The organism is Lentzea jiangxiensis (assembly GCF_900104175.1).
Lineage (GTDB): Bacteria > Actinomycetota > Actinomycetes > Mycobacteriales > Pseudonocardiaceae > Lentzea > Lentzea jiangxiensis.
The window spans coordinates 121652-137981 of the sequence record NZ_FNIX01000014.1 but is presented as its reverse complement, the minus strand read 5'-3'; the positions used below and the strand labels follow the sequence as shown (position 1 = coordinate 137981).

At 68.5% G+C, this 16330-nt stretch carries 16 protein-coding genes, 2 tRNA genes and 1 pseudogene; 10 read left to right on the top strand and 9 right to left on the bottom strand.

Annotated features, from left to right (window positions below):
* The first annotated feature begins 233 nt into the window (after positions 1-233).
* From BLQ91_RS29115 to BLQ91_RS29105, 4 genes and pseudogenes are all read left to right on the top strand, one after another.
* Positions 234-905, top strand: a complete 672-nt coding sequence (locus tag BLQ91_RS29115; protein ID WP_176960007.1) for a DUF3566 domain-containing protein — start codon at positions 234-236, stop codon at positions 903-905.
* A 75-nt stretch (positions 906-980) separates the two neighbouring features.
* Positions 981-1054 (top strand) — tRNA-Ile (locus BLQ91_RS29110).
* 198 nt (positions 1055-1252) lie between these two features.
* Positions 1253-1372: pseudogene (locus tag BLQ91_RS42200) on the top strand (DLW-39 family protein); the annotation flags it as partial.
* 44 nt (positions 1373-1416) lie between these two features.
* Positions 1417-1489 (top strand) — tRNA-Ala (locus tag BLQ91_RS29105).
* 69 nt (positions 1490-1558) lie between these two features.
* Here the strand turns inward: BLQ91_RS29105 and BLQ91_RS29100 are convergent.
* Positions 1559-1954 carry a DoxX family protein gene (locus BLQ91_RS29100; protein ID WP_090101870.1) on the bottom strand — a complete coding sequence of 132 codons (396 nt, stop codon included), beginning with the start codon at positions 1952-1954 and terminating at the stop codon, positions 1559-1561.
* A 108-nt stretch (positions 1955-2062) separates the two neighbouring features.
* Between BLQ91_RS29100 and BLQ91_RS29095 the strand changes: the two genes are divergently transcribed.
* Positions 2063-2596 carry a DUF2020 domain-containing protein gene (locus BLQ91_RS29095; protein WP_090101869.1) on the top strand — a complete coding sequence of 178 codons (534 nt, stop codon included), beginning with the start codon at positions 2063-2065 and terminating at the stop codon, positions 2594-2596.
* A gap of 13 nt (positions 2597-2609) precedes the next feature.
* Here the strand turns inward: BLQ91_RS29095 and BLQ91_RS29090 are convergent, their stop codons facing one another.
* Entirely contained in the window at positions 2610-3176 is a 567-nt protein-coding gene (locus BLQ91_RS29090) for a hypothetical protein (protein WP_090101868.1), read from the bottom strand.
* Positions 3177-3269: 93 nt separating this feature from the next.
* Here BLQ91_RS29090 and BLQ91_RS29085 point away from each other — a divergent pair, with 93 nt between their 5' ends.
* Together BLQ91_RS29085 and BLQ91_RS29080 are read left to right on the top strand one after the other, a co-directional pair.
* On the top strand, positions 3270-3818 hold the full coding sequence (locus tag BLQ91_RS29085) for a peptidylprolyl isomerase (protein ID WP_090101867.1): 549 nt from the start codon (positions 3270-3272) through the stop codon (positions 3816-3818).
* Positions 3815-4732 carry a rhomboid family intramembrane serine protease gene (locus BLQ91_RS29080; RefSeq protein ID WP_245733878.1) on the top strand — a complete coding sequence of 306 codons (918 nt, stop codon included), beginning with the start codon at positions 3815-3817 and terminating at the stop codon, positions 4730-4732. Before BLQ91_RS29085 ends, BLQ91_RS29080 begins: the two co-directional genes overlap by 4 nt.
* Before the next feature lie 7 nt (positions 4733-4739).
* On the opposite strand, the gene BLQ91_RS29075 is transcribed toward BLQ91_RS29080, so the two are convergent.
* Together BLQ91_RS29075 and crgA are read right to left on the bottom strand one after the other, a co-directional pair.
* Positions 4740-5135 carry a PH domain-containing protein gene (locus BLQ91_RS29075; RefSeq protein ID WP_176959997.1) on the bottom strand — a complete coding sequence of 132 codons (396 nt, stop codon included), beginning with the start codon at positions 5133-5135 and terminating at the stop codon, positions 4740-4742.
* Positions 5136-5368: 233 nt separating this feature from the next.
* Positions 5369-5635, bottom strand: a complete 267-nt coding sequence (gene crgA / locus BLQ91_RS29070) for a cell division protein CrgA (RefSeq protein ID WP_090101865.1) — start codon at positions 5633-5635, stop codon at positions 5369-5371.
* A gap of 327 nt (positions 5636-5962) precedes the next feature.
* On the opposite strand from crgA, the gene BLQ91_RS29065 reads away from it, so the two are divergent.
* Together BLQ91_RS29065 and BLQ91_RS41660 are read left to right on the top strand one after the other, a co-directional pair.
* Positions 5963-7003, top strand: a complete 1041-nt coding sequence (locus BLQ91_RS29065) for a class E sortase (RefSeq protein ID WP_245733877.1) — start codon at positions 5963-5965, stop codon at positions 7001-7003.
* Complete coding sequence (locus tag BLQ91_RS41660; protein ID WP_090101863.1) at positions 7003-7158, top strand: hypothetical protein; 156 nt, start codon at positions 7003-7005, stop codon at positions 7156-7158. Before BLQ91_RS29065 ends, BLQ91_RS41660 begins: the two co-directional genes overlap by 1 nt.
* 571 nt (positions 7159-7729) lie before the next feature.
* On the opposite strand, the gene BLQ91_RS29055 is transcribed toward BLQ91_RS41660, so the two are convergent.
* Positions 7730-9073, bottom strand: coding sequence for an FAD-dependent oxidoreductase (locus tag BLQ91_RS29055; RefSeq protein WP_090101862.1), 1344 nt, complete (start codon positions 9071-9073; stop codon positions 7730-7732).
* Positions 9074-9150: 77 nt separating this feature from the next.
* On the opposite strand from BLQ91_RS29055, the gene BLQ91_RS29050 reads away from it, so the two are divergent.
* Positions 9151-9792: an aminodeoxychorismate/anthranilate synthase component II gene (locus BLQ91_RS29050; protein WP_090101860.1), complete on the top strand. Its 642-nt coding sequence runs from the start codon at positions 9151-9153 to the stop codon at positions 9790-9792.
* Between the two features lie 53 nt (positions 9793-9845).
* On the opposite strand, the gene pknB is transcribed toward BLQ91_RS29050, so the two are convergent.
* From pknB to BLQ91_RS29030, 4 genes are read right to left on the bottom strand one after another with little or no spacing between them, the layout of a single operon-like run.
* Positions 9846-11852, bottom strand: coding sequence for a Stk1 family PASTA domain-containing Ser/Thr kinase (gene pknB / locus BLQ91_RS29045; RefSeq protein WP_090101858.1), 2007 nt, complete (start codon positions 11850-11852; stop codon positions 9846-9848).
* Positions 11853-11907: 55 nt separating this feature from the next.
* Positions 11908-13386, bottom strand: coding sequence for a serine/threonine-protein kinase (locus BLQ91_RS29040; RefSeq protein WP_090101855.1), 1479 nt, complete (start codon positions 13384-13386; stop codon positions 11908-11910).
* Entirely contained in the window at positions 13386-14858 is a 1473-nt protein-coding gene (locus BLQ91_RS29035) for a peptidoglycan D,D-transpeptidase FtsI family protein (RefSeq protein ID WP_090101853.1), read from the bottom strand. Before BLQ91_RS29035 ends, BLQ91_RS29040 begins: the two co-directional genes overlap by 1 nt.
* Positions 14855-16327, bottom strand: coding sequence for an FtsW/RodA/SpoVE family cell cycle protein (locus tag BLQ91_RS29030; protein WP_090101962.1), 1473 nt, complete (start codon positions 16325-16327; stop codon positions 14855-14857). The genes BLQ91_RS29035 and BLQ91_RS29030 overlap by 4 nt, the downstream gene beginning before the upstream one ends.
* Positions 16328-16330: the final 3 nt, after the last annotated feature.

Sequence of the window (16330 nt, the reverse complement as noted above, 5' to 3'; positions counted from 1 at the left end):
CCGCGGTGATCACCAAGCCGACTCCCCAGGGTTCTGCCCAGAAGCAGGCGGAGAAGAAGGCTGACTCGGCCGCGCCGGCGGCGTCCGGTTCCTCGGGTGGAACCGTGCAGGACAAGACGAAGCCCGTGTCAGCGGAGAAGGTGACCGAGGCCAAGACGGCCGAGGCCGCCGCTCCCGCCGCGCAGGAGAAGCCGACGGCACCGGCCGAGGACAAGACGATCTCGGTCGACCCGGTGGCTCCCGCCGCGGACGAGCCGGTCGTCGTCTCGACCCCGCCGCCCTGGCAGCGGGTGACGAACGACACGGAAGCCACCCAGCACGGCACCTCCGAGACGCACGTCGCTCCGGGCGCGCCACCCGTGCCGTCGTCCGAGCCGGCGCCGGCGTTCCCGTCGACCGACCCGGACACCGTCAAGGTGCAGAAGCCCTTGGTCACGGGCTCGGCCGTGCCCGCGGGCCTGGGCAGCAGCCGCACGTCGGTGAACATGGGCACCAGCGGTGCCCGCCCCGCGGCGTCCTCTCCGTCGGCCCGCCGCCCCGGCCGCGGCCCGCGTCGCGCCTCGCTGCAGGTGAAGCGCGTCGACCCGTGGTCGGTGCTCAAGCTCGCCCTGGTGCTGGGTGTCGCGCTGTTCTTCGTCTGGCTCGTGGCGGTCGGCGTGCTCTACGGCGTCCTGCACGGCATGGGCGTCTGGGACAAGATCAACAGCACCGCGAACGACCTGCTCCAGGCCAACGAGCCGGGGGAGCCGTTGATCAGCGCGGGCCGCGTGTTCGGCGTCTCGGCGATCATCGGCGCGGTGAACATCGTGCTGTTCACCGCGCTCGCGACCGTCGGCGCGTTCGTCTACAACGTGTCCGCGGATCTGGCCGGTGGCTTGGAGTTGACGCTCTCCGAGCGTGAATGACCCCCGATTTGGGAGCGGCGAGGACGATCCTGTAAGGTTCTCCTCGTCGCCCCGAGAGGGGTGACAGTTGATCGAGGGCCTATAGCTCAGGCGGTTAGAGCGCTTCACTGATAATGAAGAGGTCGGAGGTTCAAGTCCTCCTAGGCCCACTCGATTCAAGGGTTATCCATGTCGGCGGAGAGCGCCGACCGAATCTTGAATCATCGCATCTTCATCTGAGGGCCAAGCTCTCAGATCCCCGCCGGGGAAGTCCCGGATCCCCATCACAGTTGTTCGCTCGGCTGGCAGTCGTCGCCTTGCTGTAACGTGGTGGGGTCGCTTACTTTTGGTCTTGGGAAGGATTCGAAGTGGCTAAGAAGATCATCGCACTCGTCGTGGTCGCCGGTGCGGTCCTGTTCTTCGTCAAGCGCAGCCGTTCGGCCAAGGCCGACGCGGACCTGTGGCGCGAGGCCACCGCTCCCACCGACTGATCTCGGTCTCGCTCTGAGGACGGCGTGCCGTCCTCAGGCACGGGGACGTAGCTCAATTGGCAGAGCACCGCCTTTGCAAGGCGGGGGTTAGGGGTTCGATTCCCCTCGTCTCCACACGTTTTCACACTGAAGCCCTGTTCGCGCCGCAGCGAACAGGGCTTCAGTGCATTCACGGCTGACGCGTCAGGCGTTCGCCAGCGACTTCCTCGACGACCTGGTGCGCAGCTGGTCGATGCTCCAAGCGCCGGCGCCCGTGAACACCAGCAGCAGGAACGCCCACGAGTAGATCGCCGCGAGCTCGCCACCGTTCTGGATCGGCAGCAGGCCCTTCGGCTGGTGCACCACGAAGTACGCGTAGGCCATGGCGCCGGAACTGATCAGCGCAGCCCAGCGCGTCCACAGTCCGATGAGGACCAGGCCGCCGGCGATCAGCTCGATGAGCATGACCGGGCCACCGGGCCAGGACAGCAGCTCGGTTCCCTTCTGGACCTTCTGCACGCCGTGGAACACGAAGAGCAGACCGATGATGATGCGGAACAGCGCCAGGGCGTGCTCTCGTCGTGACTCCAGGAACTCCATGACGGGATCCTTCCGGGGCGCGGGATGAGGGGGCAGGGCACGAAAGGTATGGACCAATTACAGTGTCCCGCTCGAAGCGCTTCCGGCGTCTGGTTGACTGTTGCCCCTATGAAACGAGCACTGTTGCTGCCCCTGCTCGGCGCGCTCGCGGCGTGCGGCCCCAATGTCGCCCAGAACGTGCCGGCGCCGACCACCCAGACCCAGCAGGTCACCACCACGACCAGCGCGGCTCCGACAGTGCCGCCCGCGCCCCAGCCCGCGAGCGACGGCACCTGCCCGTACCTCGCGACCGCCTACGTGGCGGAAGCGAACGGGCAGCGCGTACCGAAGGTGAAACTGTCAACGGACGAACCTCACCCGGCGTGCTTCTTCTACGCCACGGCAACCGAGATCCAGTTGACCGTGCGCGTGTACGTGGGAGATGAGCGCGTTGCGAAGATGATCGTGAACGAGGCGGCGCCGGACGGTTCACAGCCCGCGAGTTCACCCACCGGCTGGGCCGGGGGATATGTGAACAACAACAGCGGCGTCGTCTACGCCGTGGCGAAGAGCGACGCCGCTGTGGTCGTCACGAGCAACCAGAAGCAGTCGATCAAGGCTCGCCGGATCGCGGAAGAGGCGATCAAAGGGCTGAAGCTCTGACTGCTGCCGGTGCTTACTTGACGTGTTCCTTCTGCACGGGCACCTGTCCGTTGAGGACCGGCTCCGCGTGCGGGACCTGGTCCTCCTCGTGCAGCTGGACCTCCTGCGGCCGGCGCGTCATCGCGACGTAGCCCGCCGCGGCCGCCGCGATCAGGAGACCCAGCACCCACGGCCAGCGGCGGCGCTTCGGTGCGTCGGCACCGAGCTGGGCCGCGGCCTTGCGGATCTCCTTGGCGCGCACCTTCGCGTCCTTGCGCGCGTGCTTCGCTGCCTTCTTCACTTCCTTGCGCACGACCTCGGCCCTGCTCATGAGGTCGGCGCGAGTCTGCGCGCTCTTCTTGGCGAGGCGCTTGCGAGAGCGACGAGTCTGCTTCTCCCAGTCCTCAGCCTTGCCCATGAGCGTGTCGGCCCGCTCCACGAGTGCGCCGCGAACGTGATCAGCCGTGATGCCGCGCTCGGCGAGCTTGACCTCAGCGGCGTGACCAGCGCGAACGACACCCTCACGCGCGGCCTTCAGACCGGTGCCGACAGCCTTGCCAACATTCTCGCCGGCACGGGTCATGACGTCCACCTCGTCCATTCTGTGCTCCACACGTTGTCGTCCGGTGATGGCATAGAGGTACCCATCGTGCCCGTTTCTGAACATCGGCGCCTGTGATGGCACGATGGAGCCGTGGCTGACAGCAACGAATCCTTCGTCGGGACCAAGGTGACGGCGACCCTGCACACCACGCAGGGCGACATCCGCATCAACCTGTTCCCCGACCACGCCCCCAAGACGGTGGCGAACTTCGTCGGGCTCGCCGAGGGCACCAAGGACTACACCGAGGCGAACGCGAGCGGCACCAAGTCGGGTCCGTTCTACGACGGCACCCTGTTCCACCGCGTCATCGCGGGCTTCATGCTCCAGACCGGTGACCCCACGGGCACGGGCCGCGGTGGCCCCGGCTACCGCTTCGCGGACGAGTTCAACTCCGAACTGCAGTTCAACAAGCCGTACCTGCTCGCGATGGCGAACGCCGGGCCCAACACCAACGGCTCGCAGTTCTTCATCACCGTGGCGCCGACGACGTGGCTGAACTTCAAGCACACGATCTTCGGTGAGGTCGCCGACCAGCAGTCGCGCGACGTCGTCGACGCGATCGGCAACACGACGACCGGCGCGGGCGACCGTCCGGTCAACGACATCAAGATCGAGCGGATCACGATCGAACGCGCGTGAGCAACGCATCCGTGCCACCGGAGGAGCCGATCGGAGCGGAGCCGGAAACCCCGGTCTGCGCACGTCATTCCGATCGGCCCACCCGGCTGCGCTGCACCAGGTGCGACCGTCCGGCCTGCCCGGAGTGCCTGCGCGACGCCTCCGTCGGCATGCAGTGCGTCGACTGCGTGAACGAGGGCGCCCGTTCGGTCCGCCAGGCCCGCACGTCCGCGGGCGCGGTGGCCTCGACCGGCCGGCCGGTCATCACGCAGGTGATGATCGCGCTGAACGTGCTCGCGTACGTGGTCACGGTTGTCCAGTCCGGCAGCCCGATGAACAACTCCCGCGCGGAGCTGTTCACGGCGACGTCGATGATCCCGGAACTCACCGCCAACGGTGAGTGGTGGCGCATCCTGACGTCGGGCTTCATGCACTTCGGCCTGCTCCACCTCGCGCTCAACATGGCGGCGCTGTTCGTGGTGGGTCCCATCGTCGAGCAGGAGCTCGGCAAGCTGCGGTACAGCGCCGTGTACCTCCTGTCGCTGCTCGGCGGCAGTGCGGCGGCGTTCTACTTCGGCACCGTCTGCCAACAGCTCGCCGGTGCGTCCGGTGCGGTGTTCGGCCTGATGGGCGCGCTGCTGATCGTGTTCAAGCGCCAGAAGCGGGACATCTCGACGATCCTCGTGGTCGTCGGCATCAACCTGGTGTCGAACCTCTTCACCAACGCCTCGCTGCTCGGGCACCTCGGCGGGTTCGTCATCGGCGGACTGCTGACGCTCGCGATGGTCAGGGCACCGCAGAAGAACCGCAACGCGTACCAGACCAGTGCCGTCGTGGCGGCCGTGGTGTTGCTCGGCGTGATGTTCGCGCTGCGCGCCACCGAACTCGACACGACCGCCGAAATCGTCCTCGAGTACGCCAGGACGTGCCGCTAGAAGCGATTCACGGGCGCAATGCGTGCAGCACCCCCGCCACTTCTTCGGGATCGGCGCCGAGGTCCAGCCTCGTGAGGACGACGAGGCGGTCGTCGGCGTCGAGTTCCAGCGTCTGCTGTTCCCTGCCGAGCCGGCGGGTGGTCTGCAGCTTCACCTTCACCTCGTGCCACGGCAGCACCGTGGTGCTCGCGAACCCGCGCACGGCGAGCCCGTTCGCGTCCGCCGTGAGCCTCGGCCGGGCGATGGAGGCGAACGCCGCGAGGTACGCGACCAGCAGCGTTGCCAGTCCGATGAGCAGACGGCCCGCGTTGTCGTCAGCGATGAAGGTCGCGACGGCGAGGGCGAGAGCCGCCACCCACGCGACGGCGACCAGCAGGGCGGGAGTGGACCAGGTGCGAGTCACACCGTCGAGTGTGCCGCATGAAATGTGGACGACCGAACGGGTCCGCATGAGGGAAAACCGTCGCTTGTGCATTTTGGTGCAAAGTTGTCCACAGGACTTGTCCCCAATGGGGATGACTTACAGCCGTGTGCTTCGGTGACGCTCGCGTGAACCAGGTGAACACGCCCTGAACAAACGACGGCCCGGACGTGTGACGTCCGGGCCGACCCTACGAACAGTGACGTGGCCTGCGGCTAGCGCCAGCGCATCGTCATGAGCAGACCGATGATCATCAGCGCGAAGCCGATGGCGAAGTTCCACGCGCCCAGCTCGAGCATGAACGGGATCTTCTCGGCCGCGATGTAGTTCACGACCAGCCACGCGAGGCCGAGCAGCATGAAGCCGAGCATCACGGCGACGTAGACCGGGTGAGACGGCCCCGCTGCCTTGACCTTGACCGGCGTGCGGCGGTCAGTGGGTGCGGTGTAGACCGCCTTCTTCCGGACCTTGGACTTGGGCATGCTGTCCTCGCCTGACGTGGATATCCGTGAGTGACGCTAGTTTACGTGCACTACTCGGGAGACACGTTAACGTAGCGACGGTGGTCAGCGAACCACCTTGCAGACGCAGTTGTTTTCAGTTCACAGTCCGCGCGGAGGTTTCAGGTGAACTCGGGACCGCAGCAGCCGCCTCCCCGGCGCCCTGCACCCCGTCGCGATGACCTGCAGCACGCGCGGGCCACTCCGCCGGGGCGCCCGCTGCCGCCGCCGGAAGCAACCCAGTTCACCAGCGCTTTCTCCGGAAGCCTGCCGCCGAACGCCCCGCCGCCGCACCGCCAGGGCCCTCCGATGGGCACGCCCGTCCGCGCAATGCCGCAGCCCGGCCGCCCGCAGCCCGGTCCGCCTCCCGGAATGCCGCCCAGGGGCATGCCCCCGCGGCCGATGCCGCCCCGTCCCCGCCCGGTCGAGCCGCCCACCGAGGTGATCCCGCGCGTCGAGGACGACTACGACGAGTACTACGACGATGACGAGTACTACGACGACGAGCCGGAGGCCGAAGACGCCCTGCCGCCGGACAGCCTCGCCCGCAAGGCGGTGCGCGGCATCGGTGAAGGCCTCATCACGCTGGGCCTCGTCGTGCTCCTGTTCGTCGTCTACGAGGTCTACGTGACCGACCTGCTCTCCGCGGAGAAGCAGCAGGACGCCACCGCCGCGCTCGACTCCGAATGGAGCTCGAACGTCGTCACGCCGCCCCCGGCCGACCCGAACCGCCAGTCGAAGCTGAACCTCATCGAGGGCAAGGCCTTCGCGAAGATGTACATCCCGGTCTTCGGCAACGACTGGAAGTTCTCCGTGGTCGAGGGCACCACCGACAAGCACCTCGAGATCGGCCCCGGCCACTACAAGGACACCGCCCAGCCGGGCGAGGCGGGCAACTTCGCCATCGCCGGCCACCGCGTGGGCAAGGGCGCGCCGTTCAACGACCTCGACCTGCTCCAGTCGTGCAACTCGATCGTCGTGCAGACCCAGACCCAGTGGTTCGTCTACCGGGTGCTCCCCATGCGCGAGGAGGTCGCCGGCTGGGCGACCAACCCAAGGTCGAAGGAAGCCGCCTGTGCTGGCGTCGCCCCGCTGGCCACCACCCTCGGCGACGCCTACGCCAAGACCGTCGGCCAGGAGATCGTCACCCCGAGCCAGGGCGAGGTCATCGCCCCGGTCCCGCACCAGGTGGGCACCGCCGTCCCCGCGGACAGGCAGGCCCGCCTGCTCACCCTGACGACCTGCCACCCGCGCTTCTCCGACAAGCAGCGGCTGATCGTGCACGCCATCGAGACCAAGAGCTACCCGGTGGCAGACGGCTTCGTGCCGCCCGAGATGACGGAGGGCTGATGTACGGCTGGATCTGGCGCCACCTGCCGGGCCCGCTGTTCCTGCGGGTGATCGAGGCCGTCGTGCTGGTCGCCGGCATCGTCGCGCTGCTGATGTTCGTCGTCTTCCCGTGGGCGGAGCCGAAGCTGCCGTTCAACAACGTCACGACCCAGTGAGCTGCTCCACGGCAATCCGCCCGCTGCAGATCGCTCGACCGGGTGAAGCGCGGCCGGGATCATGTCCTTCCGGTGGCTGTTTGCGCAGCTCAGGTCAGTGTCGGGGTAGCGTGGACGGTGTAGACGCGAGAGTTGTCCACAGGATTTCCGGCGCTGCGGGAACCTGAATCCCGCCGTTGTCGTTGCGCATGAGGAAGCGCGCGGGGGAGCGGGGCTCGGTTGGCTTCCCTAGGTCGAGTCGGTGAATTCGCCGACTTGGTGGGGCAACGGCGAGTAGTCGACGCCGGAGCAGGCCTCAGTCGAGTCACACCGCTACGCCGCCGTGCCCCGCCAGCGCTTGGGCGAGCCAGACTCAAGTACGTCAGCGGTCGTGGGTGCCGAACTCAGGTACATCAACGGTCGAGGGGTGCCGAACTCAGGTACGTCAGCGGCCGTGTCGGATATCGGGATCGCGCAGCGGGTGTCCGCACGCCCGGCCGAAATGGTGAAACCGCCACCACGCACATGCGCGATGGCGGCTCCATCAGGGAACGGCGTGCAGCCGTTCAAGCAGCTCAGCTGTTCGAGCAGGTCAGCCGTTCGAGATCGCGGTCATCTCCTCGCGCGAGACGACCTTCACGCGCTCACGGCCGTGAGCCGCGCCGAGCGCGATCTCGTGCGCGTCGAGACGGCCCCAGCCCTCGTTCGTCACGAACGGCACGCCGCGCTGCTCGAGGAACTCGACCACCGCGGACGGCGAGGGCGACGAGGCGAGCGGCAGGCTCGCGGCGTCGTCCAGGAGGCTGGTGATGGTCTCCAGGGCGTCGCCCTTGGTGTGGCCGATGAGGCCGATCGGGCCCCGCTTGATCCAGCCGGTCGTGTAGACGCCGGGCATGGGCACCTCGTCGAGGTCCAGCACGCGGCCGGCGAGGTGGGGGATCGTGCCCGAGCCGTGGTCGAACGGGATGTCGGGCAGGTGCGTCGAGAGGTAGCCGACGGCGCGGTACACGGCCTGGACGTCCCAGTCGGTGAAGACGCCGGTGCCGCGGACGTTGCCGTCGCCGGTCAGCTCCTGGGTTTCCGTGCGCAGGCCCGTGACGCAGGAGTCGCCGAGCACCTCGACCGGGGCTTCGAGGAAGTGCAGGTGCAGGCGGCGGGGGCGGTTGCCGACGTCGCGGATCGCCCACTCCTGCAGCGTCTTCACGATCATCTCGACCTGCTTGTTGGTCCTGATCGCGTGCATCGAGGCCTCGTCGAACTCGATGCCCTCGGCGTGGACGATCACCTCGACGTTCGGCGAGTGGTCGAGCTCGCGCAGTTCCAGCGGCGTGAACTTCGCCTGGGCCGGGCCGCGGCGGCCGAAGACGTGCACGTCGGTGACGGGGGAGGCGGCGAGGCCCTCGTAGACGTTCGCCGGAATCTCGGTCACCAGGAGCTCGTCGGCGGTCTTGGCCAGCACGCGAGCGACGTCCAGGGCGACGTTGCCGACGCCGAGCACCGCGACCGACTTCGCGGTCAGCGGCCAGGTGCGGGGGACGTCGGGGTGGCCGTCGTACCAGGACACGAAGTCCGCGGCGCCGAAGCTGCCGGGCAGGTCGATGCCGGGGATGTCGAGCTCGCGGTCCGAGGAGGCGCCGGTCGAGAAGATGACGGCGTCGTAGAACTGGCGGAGGTCGTCGAGCTTGATGTCGACGCCGTACTCGACGTTGCCGAAGAAGCGGACCGACGGGCGGTCGAGCACCTTCTGCAGCGCTCCCACGATGCCCTTGATGCGCGGGTGGTCGGGTGCGACGCCGTAGCGGACCAGGCCGTACGGCGCCGGGAGCTTCTCGAAGAGGTCGATCTGCGCGTCCACGTCGGACTTGGTCAGGATGTCGGCGGCGTACACGCCTGCGGGGCCGGCGCCGACGATCGCGACGCGCAAGGGGCGACTCATGACACCTATTTTAGGGAAGCCTAACCTGTCAGAAGACGAGAGCTAACTCACTCGACCCGACCGACTAGGCTCTCTCCATGCGCGTGCTCGTGGTCGACAACTACGACAGCTTCGTCTACAACCTCGTCCAGTACCTGGCCCAGCTGGGTGCGGAGTGCGTCGTGCGGCGCAACGACGAGGTGGACCTCGACGAGATCGACGACGTCGACGGTGTGCTCGTCAGCCCCGGTCCCGGGACACCGGAGCGCGCGGGCGCGAGCGTCGACGTCATCAAGAAGTGCGCCGACACCGGCAAGCCGGTCTTCGGCGTCTGCCTCGGCCACCAGGCGATCGGCGTGGTCTGGGGTGGCACGGTCGACCGCGCGCCCGAGTTGCTGCACGGCAAGACGAGCATCGTCTTCCACGAGGGCCAGGGTGTTCTCGCCGGAGTGCCGCAGCCGTTCATCGCGACGCGCTACCACTCGCTGACGGTGCTGCCCGAGACGATCCCCGCCGAGTTCGAGGTCACCGGCAAGACCGAGACCGGCATCGTGATGGCCATGCGCCACCGGGAGCTCCCCGTCGAGGGCGTGCAGTTCCACCCCGAGTCGGTGCTCACCGACGGCGGCCACCGGATGCTCGCCAACTGGCTGAAGGTCTGCGGCTTCGAGGTGCCGGAGTCCACGGTCGCCCAGCTCGAGAACGGCATGCGCACGCTCGCCGCGGCCGCCCGCCGGTAAAAGCGGAGGGGCGGCCCCCCGGAGGGAAGCCGCCCCACGAGCTCGCAGCTCTTCTAGCTCGTCACGATCCCGAACTTGCCGACGGTGATCGTCACCGTCGAGCCCTTGGTGATCGTGGTGCCCCTGGCCGGGTTCTGCGCCACGACCTTCTTGGTCTGGGTCGGGTCGCCGACCTGCTGCTCCTGGACGTTGAGGTTTCCGTTCCAGCCCAGCTGCTTCAGCTTCGCGTCGGCTTCCCGCTCGCTGAGGCCCGTGAGGTCCGGCATCTCGATCTGGTTGCCCTTCGAGACCCGCAGCGTCACCGTCGCGCCCTTGTCGACCTTCGCGTTGCCCTGCGGCGTCTGCGAGAGGACCGTGCCCTCGGGCTTGGAGCTGTCGACCGGTTCGATGACGACCTTGAAGTTGGAGCCCTCCAGCGTCTGGCGGGCGTCGTTCTGGTCGTCACCGACGACGTTCGGCACGTTCTGCCGGTCCGGCGCCTTGCCGAGCTGGATGGTGATCGTGCCGCCCTTTTTGAGCTTCAGGCCCACCGCGGGGTTCTGCTGCGCGACCTTGCCGGCCTTGCCCGGGTCGTCGACCTCGATGGTCTGGTCGCTCTGCTGCAGCTTGAAGCCGTTCGGGTCCTTGTCCAGGACCGCCTGGGCGTCCTGCGGGGTCTTGCCCGTCAGGTCGGGGACGGTGCCCTCACCGGGAGGCGCGCCAACGGCGATCGTGACCTGGCCACCCTTCAGGATCTGCATTCCCTCGGCCGGGTTCACGCTGACGACCTTGTTGATCTGGTCGGCGGTGCACTTCGCGGGCGTGCCGGCGGGGCCGGGCTCGCAGGCGACGTCCTCCTGGACCGCGACGAGGCCGACCTTGGTGATCTTCTCCTTGGCCTCCAGCGGGCTCAGGCCCACGATCGACGGGACCGAGGCCTTCTCCGCCGGCTCGGCGCCGCCGTTGTCCATCACGTTCGCGGTGATCCACGCGGCGAGGCCGAGCACGGCCGCGCAGAGGATCACCACCAGCGTGACCATGATGGCCTTCTTGCGCTTCGCGCGACGCTCTTCCTCTTCGTCGGCGAGCGGGTCGTAGCTGTCGTCCGGCTCCGACTTCAGCGCCGCCGGGCGGTGCCTGCCGCCGCCACCGGACATCACCTGCGTGCGAGAAGTGCGCGCCTGCTCGTTCATCACGGCGGTGCGGTCCTCGGCCGTCATCACGGCCGGCGCGGACGGGCGCTGGCCCGACAGCACGCGCACCAGGTCGGCGCGCATCTCCGCGGCCGACTGGTAGCGGTTCGCCGGGCCCTTCGACATCGCCTTCAGCACGATCGCGTCGAGCTGCGGCGACACCTTCGGGTTCAGCTGCGACGGAGCTTTCGGGTCCTCCCGGACGTGCTGGTACGCGACCGCCACGGGCGAGTCGCCGGTGAACGGCGGCTCGCCGGTCAGCAGCTCGAACAGCACGCAGCCGGCCGCGTAGACGTCGGAACGGGCGTCGACGGACTCGCCGCGCGCCTGCTCCGGCGACAGGTACTGGGCCGTGCCGATGACCGCGGCGGTCTGCGTGACCGCCGCCTGACCATCGTGCAGCGCCCTCGCGATGCCGAAGTCCATCACCTTCACGGCGCCGGACTTGGTGATCATCACGTTCGCCGGCTTCACGTCGCGGTGGACGATGCCGTGCCGGTGGCTGAAGTCGAGCGCGGCCGAGACGTCGGCCATGACCTCCATCGCGCGCTTTCCGGACAGCGGGCCCTGCGTCTTCACCATGTCGCGCAGCGTCCGTCCGTCGACGAACTCCATCACGATGTACGGCAACGGGCCGTACTCGGTCTGCGTCTCACCGGTGTCGTAGACGGCGACGATGGCGGGGTGGTTCAGTGCCGCCGAGTTCTGCGCCTCGCGGCGGAATCGTTCCTGGAACTGGGCGTCACGGGCGAGGTCGGCTCGTAGCACCTTGATCGCCACGTCTCTGCCGAGGCGGACGTCCCGCCCCTTGTGGACCTCGGACATGCCGCCGTACCCGAGGGTCTCACCCAGTTCGTAGCGGTTTGAGAGCAGTCGTGGAGTGCTCATCGGTGCTTCGTCCCGCTCCTCGTCGACGGTGTTCCCAAGTCGGTTCTGGTCTTTCTCATGGCGCGCACGTCACCTTCACCTGCGAGCCCGCCGGCACCTCGCCTGTCGGCGCGATGGCGGTGACCCGGCACTTCTTCAGGTCCCCCGGCGACGTGCCCTGGGCGCTCAGCACTTGGGGCTCCAGGCCGTGGTCGACCAACTCGGTCCTGACCTCGTCGCCGGAACGACCGATGTAGTCGTCCTCGTCGATCCGCTTCGGCGCGTTGCCCGGTATGCGGTCGGCGGAGTCCGGCTTCGCCTGCCCGTTCGCCGGCGGGTTCGGGTTCGCCGAGGTGGAGGTGGTCGGACGGCCACCCTGACCACTGGCATCGGTCGACCCCAGCGTCAGCTTCCACACGAGGACCACGCCGAGCACCACCAGCACGGTCACCAGAAGAGCGACCATAACCCAGACGGCAGACCGGTTCCTCCCCGGTGGCGTCGGCATCGGGGTGAACGTTCCGGTCTGGTGCACCGGTTGCATGCCCGTCTGGTGCGCCGCCGGCTGCATCGCCGGATGGGTGCCGGGACGGCTTTGGTGGTGTTGCTGCTGCATCTGCGGTGGTACCGGAAGCGGTTGCGACACCTGCGGAGGCGGTGGCTGCTGCACGACCTGCTGGGGGATCGGCGGCATCGTGAAGCCGGACGGCGTCGGCAGCGGCTGGCCCACCCGCACGGCGCTCACCGCCGCGGCGAACTCACCGCCGGTCCGGTAACGCTGCCTCGGGTCCTTCACCAGCGTCGCCTCGATCAACGCGCGCGCACCCGGCGGCACGTCCGGCGGCAACGGCGGCGCGATGTCGCGGATGTGCATCATCGCGACCGTCACCGCGTTGTCCGAGAGGAACGGCCGGTGCCCGGCGAGGCACTCGTAGCCGCACACCGCCAGGGAGTAGACGTCGCTCGCCGGCTCGGCCTCGCCACCGAGGGCCTGCTCGGGAGCGATGTAGTGCGCGGTGCCCATCACCATGCCGGACCGCGTCACGGGGGCCGCGTCCACGGCCTTCGCGATGCCGAAGTCGGTGATCTTCACCTTGCCGGAGGGGGTCACCATGATGTTGCCGGGCTTCACGTCGCGGTGCACCAGCCCGCGTTCGTGCGCCGCCTGCAACGCGTTCCCGGTCTGCTCCAGCAGGTCGAGCGTCACGTCGGCGGCCAGCCGGCCGCGGGAGATGATCGTCGCGAGCGGCTCGCCCTCGACCAGTTCCATGACGAGGTAGGCGGTGTCCTCGGGTCCGTCGGTGACGGACGCCGTCTCGCCGTAGTCGTGCACCGACGCGATGCCGGGGTGGTTGAGCGACGCGGTCATCCGCGCCTCGGTGCGGAAGCGGTGCAGGAACTCCGGGTCGCCGGAGAGCTCGGCCTTGAGCACCTTGACGGCCACCCGCCGGTCGAGCCGCTCATCCGCGCCTTCCCAGACCTCGCCCATGCCACCGACCGCGATCCGCCTGGTGAGGCGGTAGCGGTCGGCGAGGAGCTGGCCCGTGGTCAGCATCAGCGGCCTGCCAGGTACGCGTTCATCACGGCGCGGCCGACGGGAGCGGCGACCTTGCCACCGGTGGCGCCCAGACCGCGGTCGCCACCGTCCTCCACGATCACCGCGATCGCGATCTCCGGCTTCTGCGCCGGCGCGAAGCCGATGTACCAGGCGTGCGGGTTGTTCTTCGTGACGTCGGTGCCGTGCTCGGCGGTACCCGTCTTCGACGCCACCTGGACGTTCTGCAGCCGGCCCTCGCCGCCCGTGTTGATCTCCGACTGGATCATCATGTCGCGCAGCGCGGCCGCGTTGGCCGTGCTCATCGCGGTGTCGACCTCGTCGGGCTCGGTGTCGTCGATCGACTTCAGGTCCGGGCCCAGGATCTTCGACACCAGGTACGGCTGCATGCGCTTGCCGCCGTTGGCGATCGTCGCCGCCACCACCGCGTTCTCCAGCGGCGTGATCTGCACGTCGCGCTGGCCGATACCGGTCTGGTAGAGCGCGGCCTCGTCCGGAATCGGCCCGAGCGTCGAGGTCTCGACCACCAGCGGAACCTCGAGGTCCGGGTCGTTGAAGCCGAACTTCTCCGCCTGGCGGCGCAGCTTGTTCGCGCCGACCTGGCCCGCCATCTCACCGAACGCCGTGTTGCACGACTTGGCGAGGGCGGTCTCCATCGACACCGTCTCGCCGGGGCCGCACGGGGTGCCGTTGAAGTTGGGCAGCGGGGTGTTGCTGCCCGGCAGCGTGATCGAGCCCTTGGCGGTGTACTGCGAGTCCTTGTTCTTGCCGTCGGCGAGCGCCGCGGCCGCGACGACCACCTTCAGCGTCGAGCCGGCCGGGTAGAGGGCCTGCGTCGCGCGGTTGACCAGCGGGTCGTTCGCGTCCTTGGCCGTGAACTGCTTCCAGGCGGCCGCCTGCGCGTTCACGTCGTGGCTCGCGAGCAGGTTCGGGTCGTAGGACGGCGTGCTCGCCATCGCGAGGATCTCACCGGTGTCCGGCTTGATCGCGACGACCGAGCCGGTGAAGCCCTTCGCGGTCAGCTGGTCGTACGCGGTCTGCTGCACCTTGGTGTTCAGGGTGAGCTGCACGTTGCCGCCGACCGGGTCGCGACCGGTGATCAACGCGGAGACGCGGCGCGCGAACAGCCGGTCGTCCGAGCCGTTGAGCAGGTCGTTCTCGGCGCGCTCCATGCCGGAGGTGCCGTAGGTGACCGACAGGTACCCCGTGACGGGTGCGTAGACCGGGCCCGCGTTGTAGGTGCGCAGGTACCGCAGGCGGTCGGTCGTCTCCTTGACGTCCGCGATCACCGTGCCGTCGGCGACCGTGATCAGACCGCGCTTGCGGGCGTACTCGTCGAGCAGCACCCGGCGGTTGTAGGCGTTCTTGCGCCACTCGTCGGCGTTGATGACCTGGACCCACGTGGCGTTGCCCAGCAGGAGCAGGACCATCACCATCATGGCCATGCCGACGCGGCGGAGCGGTGTGTTCATTTGGGACGCTCCACCATCACAGTGTGCTGGTCGGCGATGGCCGGTTGCTGCGGTTTCGGCTTCGGAGCCCGCTGCGGGGCCCGCGCCGCCGCGGAGATCCGCAGCAGCAACGCGACCAGGACGTAGTTCGCGAGCAGCGACGAACCACCCTTGGACAGGAACGGTGCGGTGATGCCCGTCATCGGGATCAGCTTCGTGACACCGCCGACGACGATGAACACCTGGAAGCAGACCGCGAACGCGAGACCGCCGCCGAGCAGCTTGCCGAAGCTGTCGCGCACGGCGATGGCGCTGCGCAGGCCGCGCAACGCAAAGATCATGTAGACCAGCAGCAGGGCCGCGAAGCCGATGAACCCGAGCTCCTCGCCGATCACGGCCGTGATGAAGTCGGTGTTCGCCTCGGGGATCATCTCCGGGCGGCCGGCGCCCAGGCCCGCGCCACCGATGCCGCCGGTCGCGAGCCCGAACAGCGACTGCGAGATCTGGTAACCGCCGCCGACGAGCTCGTAGCGCGAGATCGGGTCCTGCCAGTTCGCCACACGCTGCTGGACGTGCCCGAAGAGCTTCCACGCGACGATCGCGCCGCCGGAGAACAGGCCGAGGCCGAGCACGACCCACGCCGCGCGTTCGGTGGCGACGTAGAGCAGCACGAGCACGATTCCGAAGAACAGCAGCGAGGAGCCGAGGTCCTTCTGCAGCACCATGACCGCGACCGTGACGCCCCAGGCCGCGAACAGCGGGCCGAGGTCGCGCGCACGGGGCAGGTCCATGCCGAGGAACCGGCGGCCCGCCACGGTGAAGAGGTCCCGCTTCGACACCAGGAAAGCGGCGAAGAAGACCATCAGCAGGATCTTGGCGAACTCACCGGGCTGGATCGACAACGGGCCGATGCGCAGCCAGATCTTCGCGCCGTTGATCTCCGGGGCGATGAAGCCCGGCAGCACACCGGGCAGCATCAGCGCGACGAGGCCGGCGAGGCCGAACGTGTAGCCGAACCGCGCGAGCGTGCGGTGGTCGGTGAGGAACTTCAGCGTCGCCGCGAACAGCAACAACCCGATGGCGGTCCAGATGACCTGCTTGAAGGCCATCGGGTCCCACGTCGAGCCGTCCGGGAAGACGGTGCCCTCCATGGCGAGGTCGATCCGGTGGATGACCACCAGGCCGAGCCCGTTGAGCAGCGCGACGCACGGCAGGATCACCGGGTCCGCGTACGGCGCCCACCGGCGCACGGCGAGGTGGGCACAGGCGAAGAGGCCGAGGTACGCGAGACCGAGGTAGAGGATCCTCAGGCTCAGCGAGCGCTCCTGGTTCAGTTCGACCAGGATCAACGCCAGCGTCACGAGGCCCGCGGCGAACGACAGCATGACCAGCTCGGTGCCGCGCCGCGTCGGCGCTCGCAGTCCTGGCGACGTGCTCGTCGCCACCGACGCACCTGCTGAGCCTTCCCCGGTGGGGACGGGCGAGCCCATCAA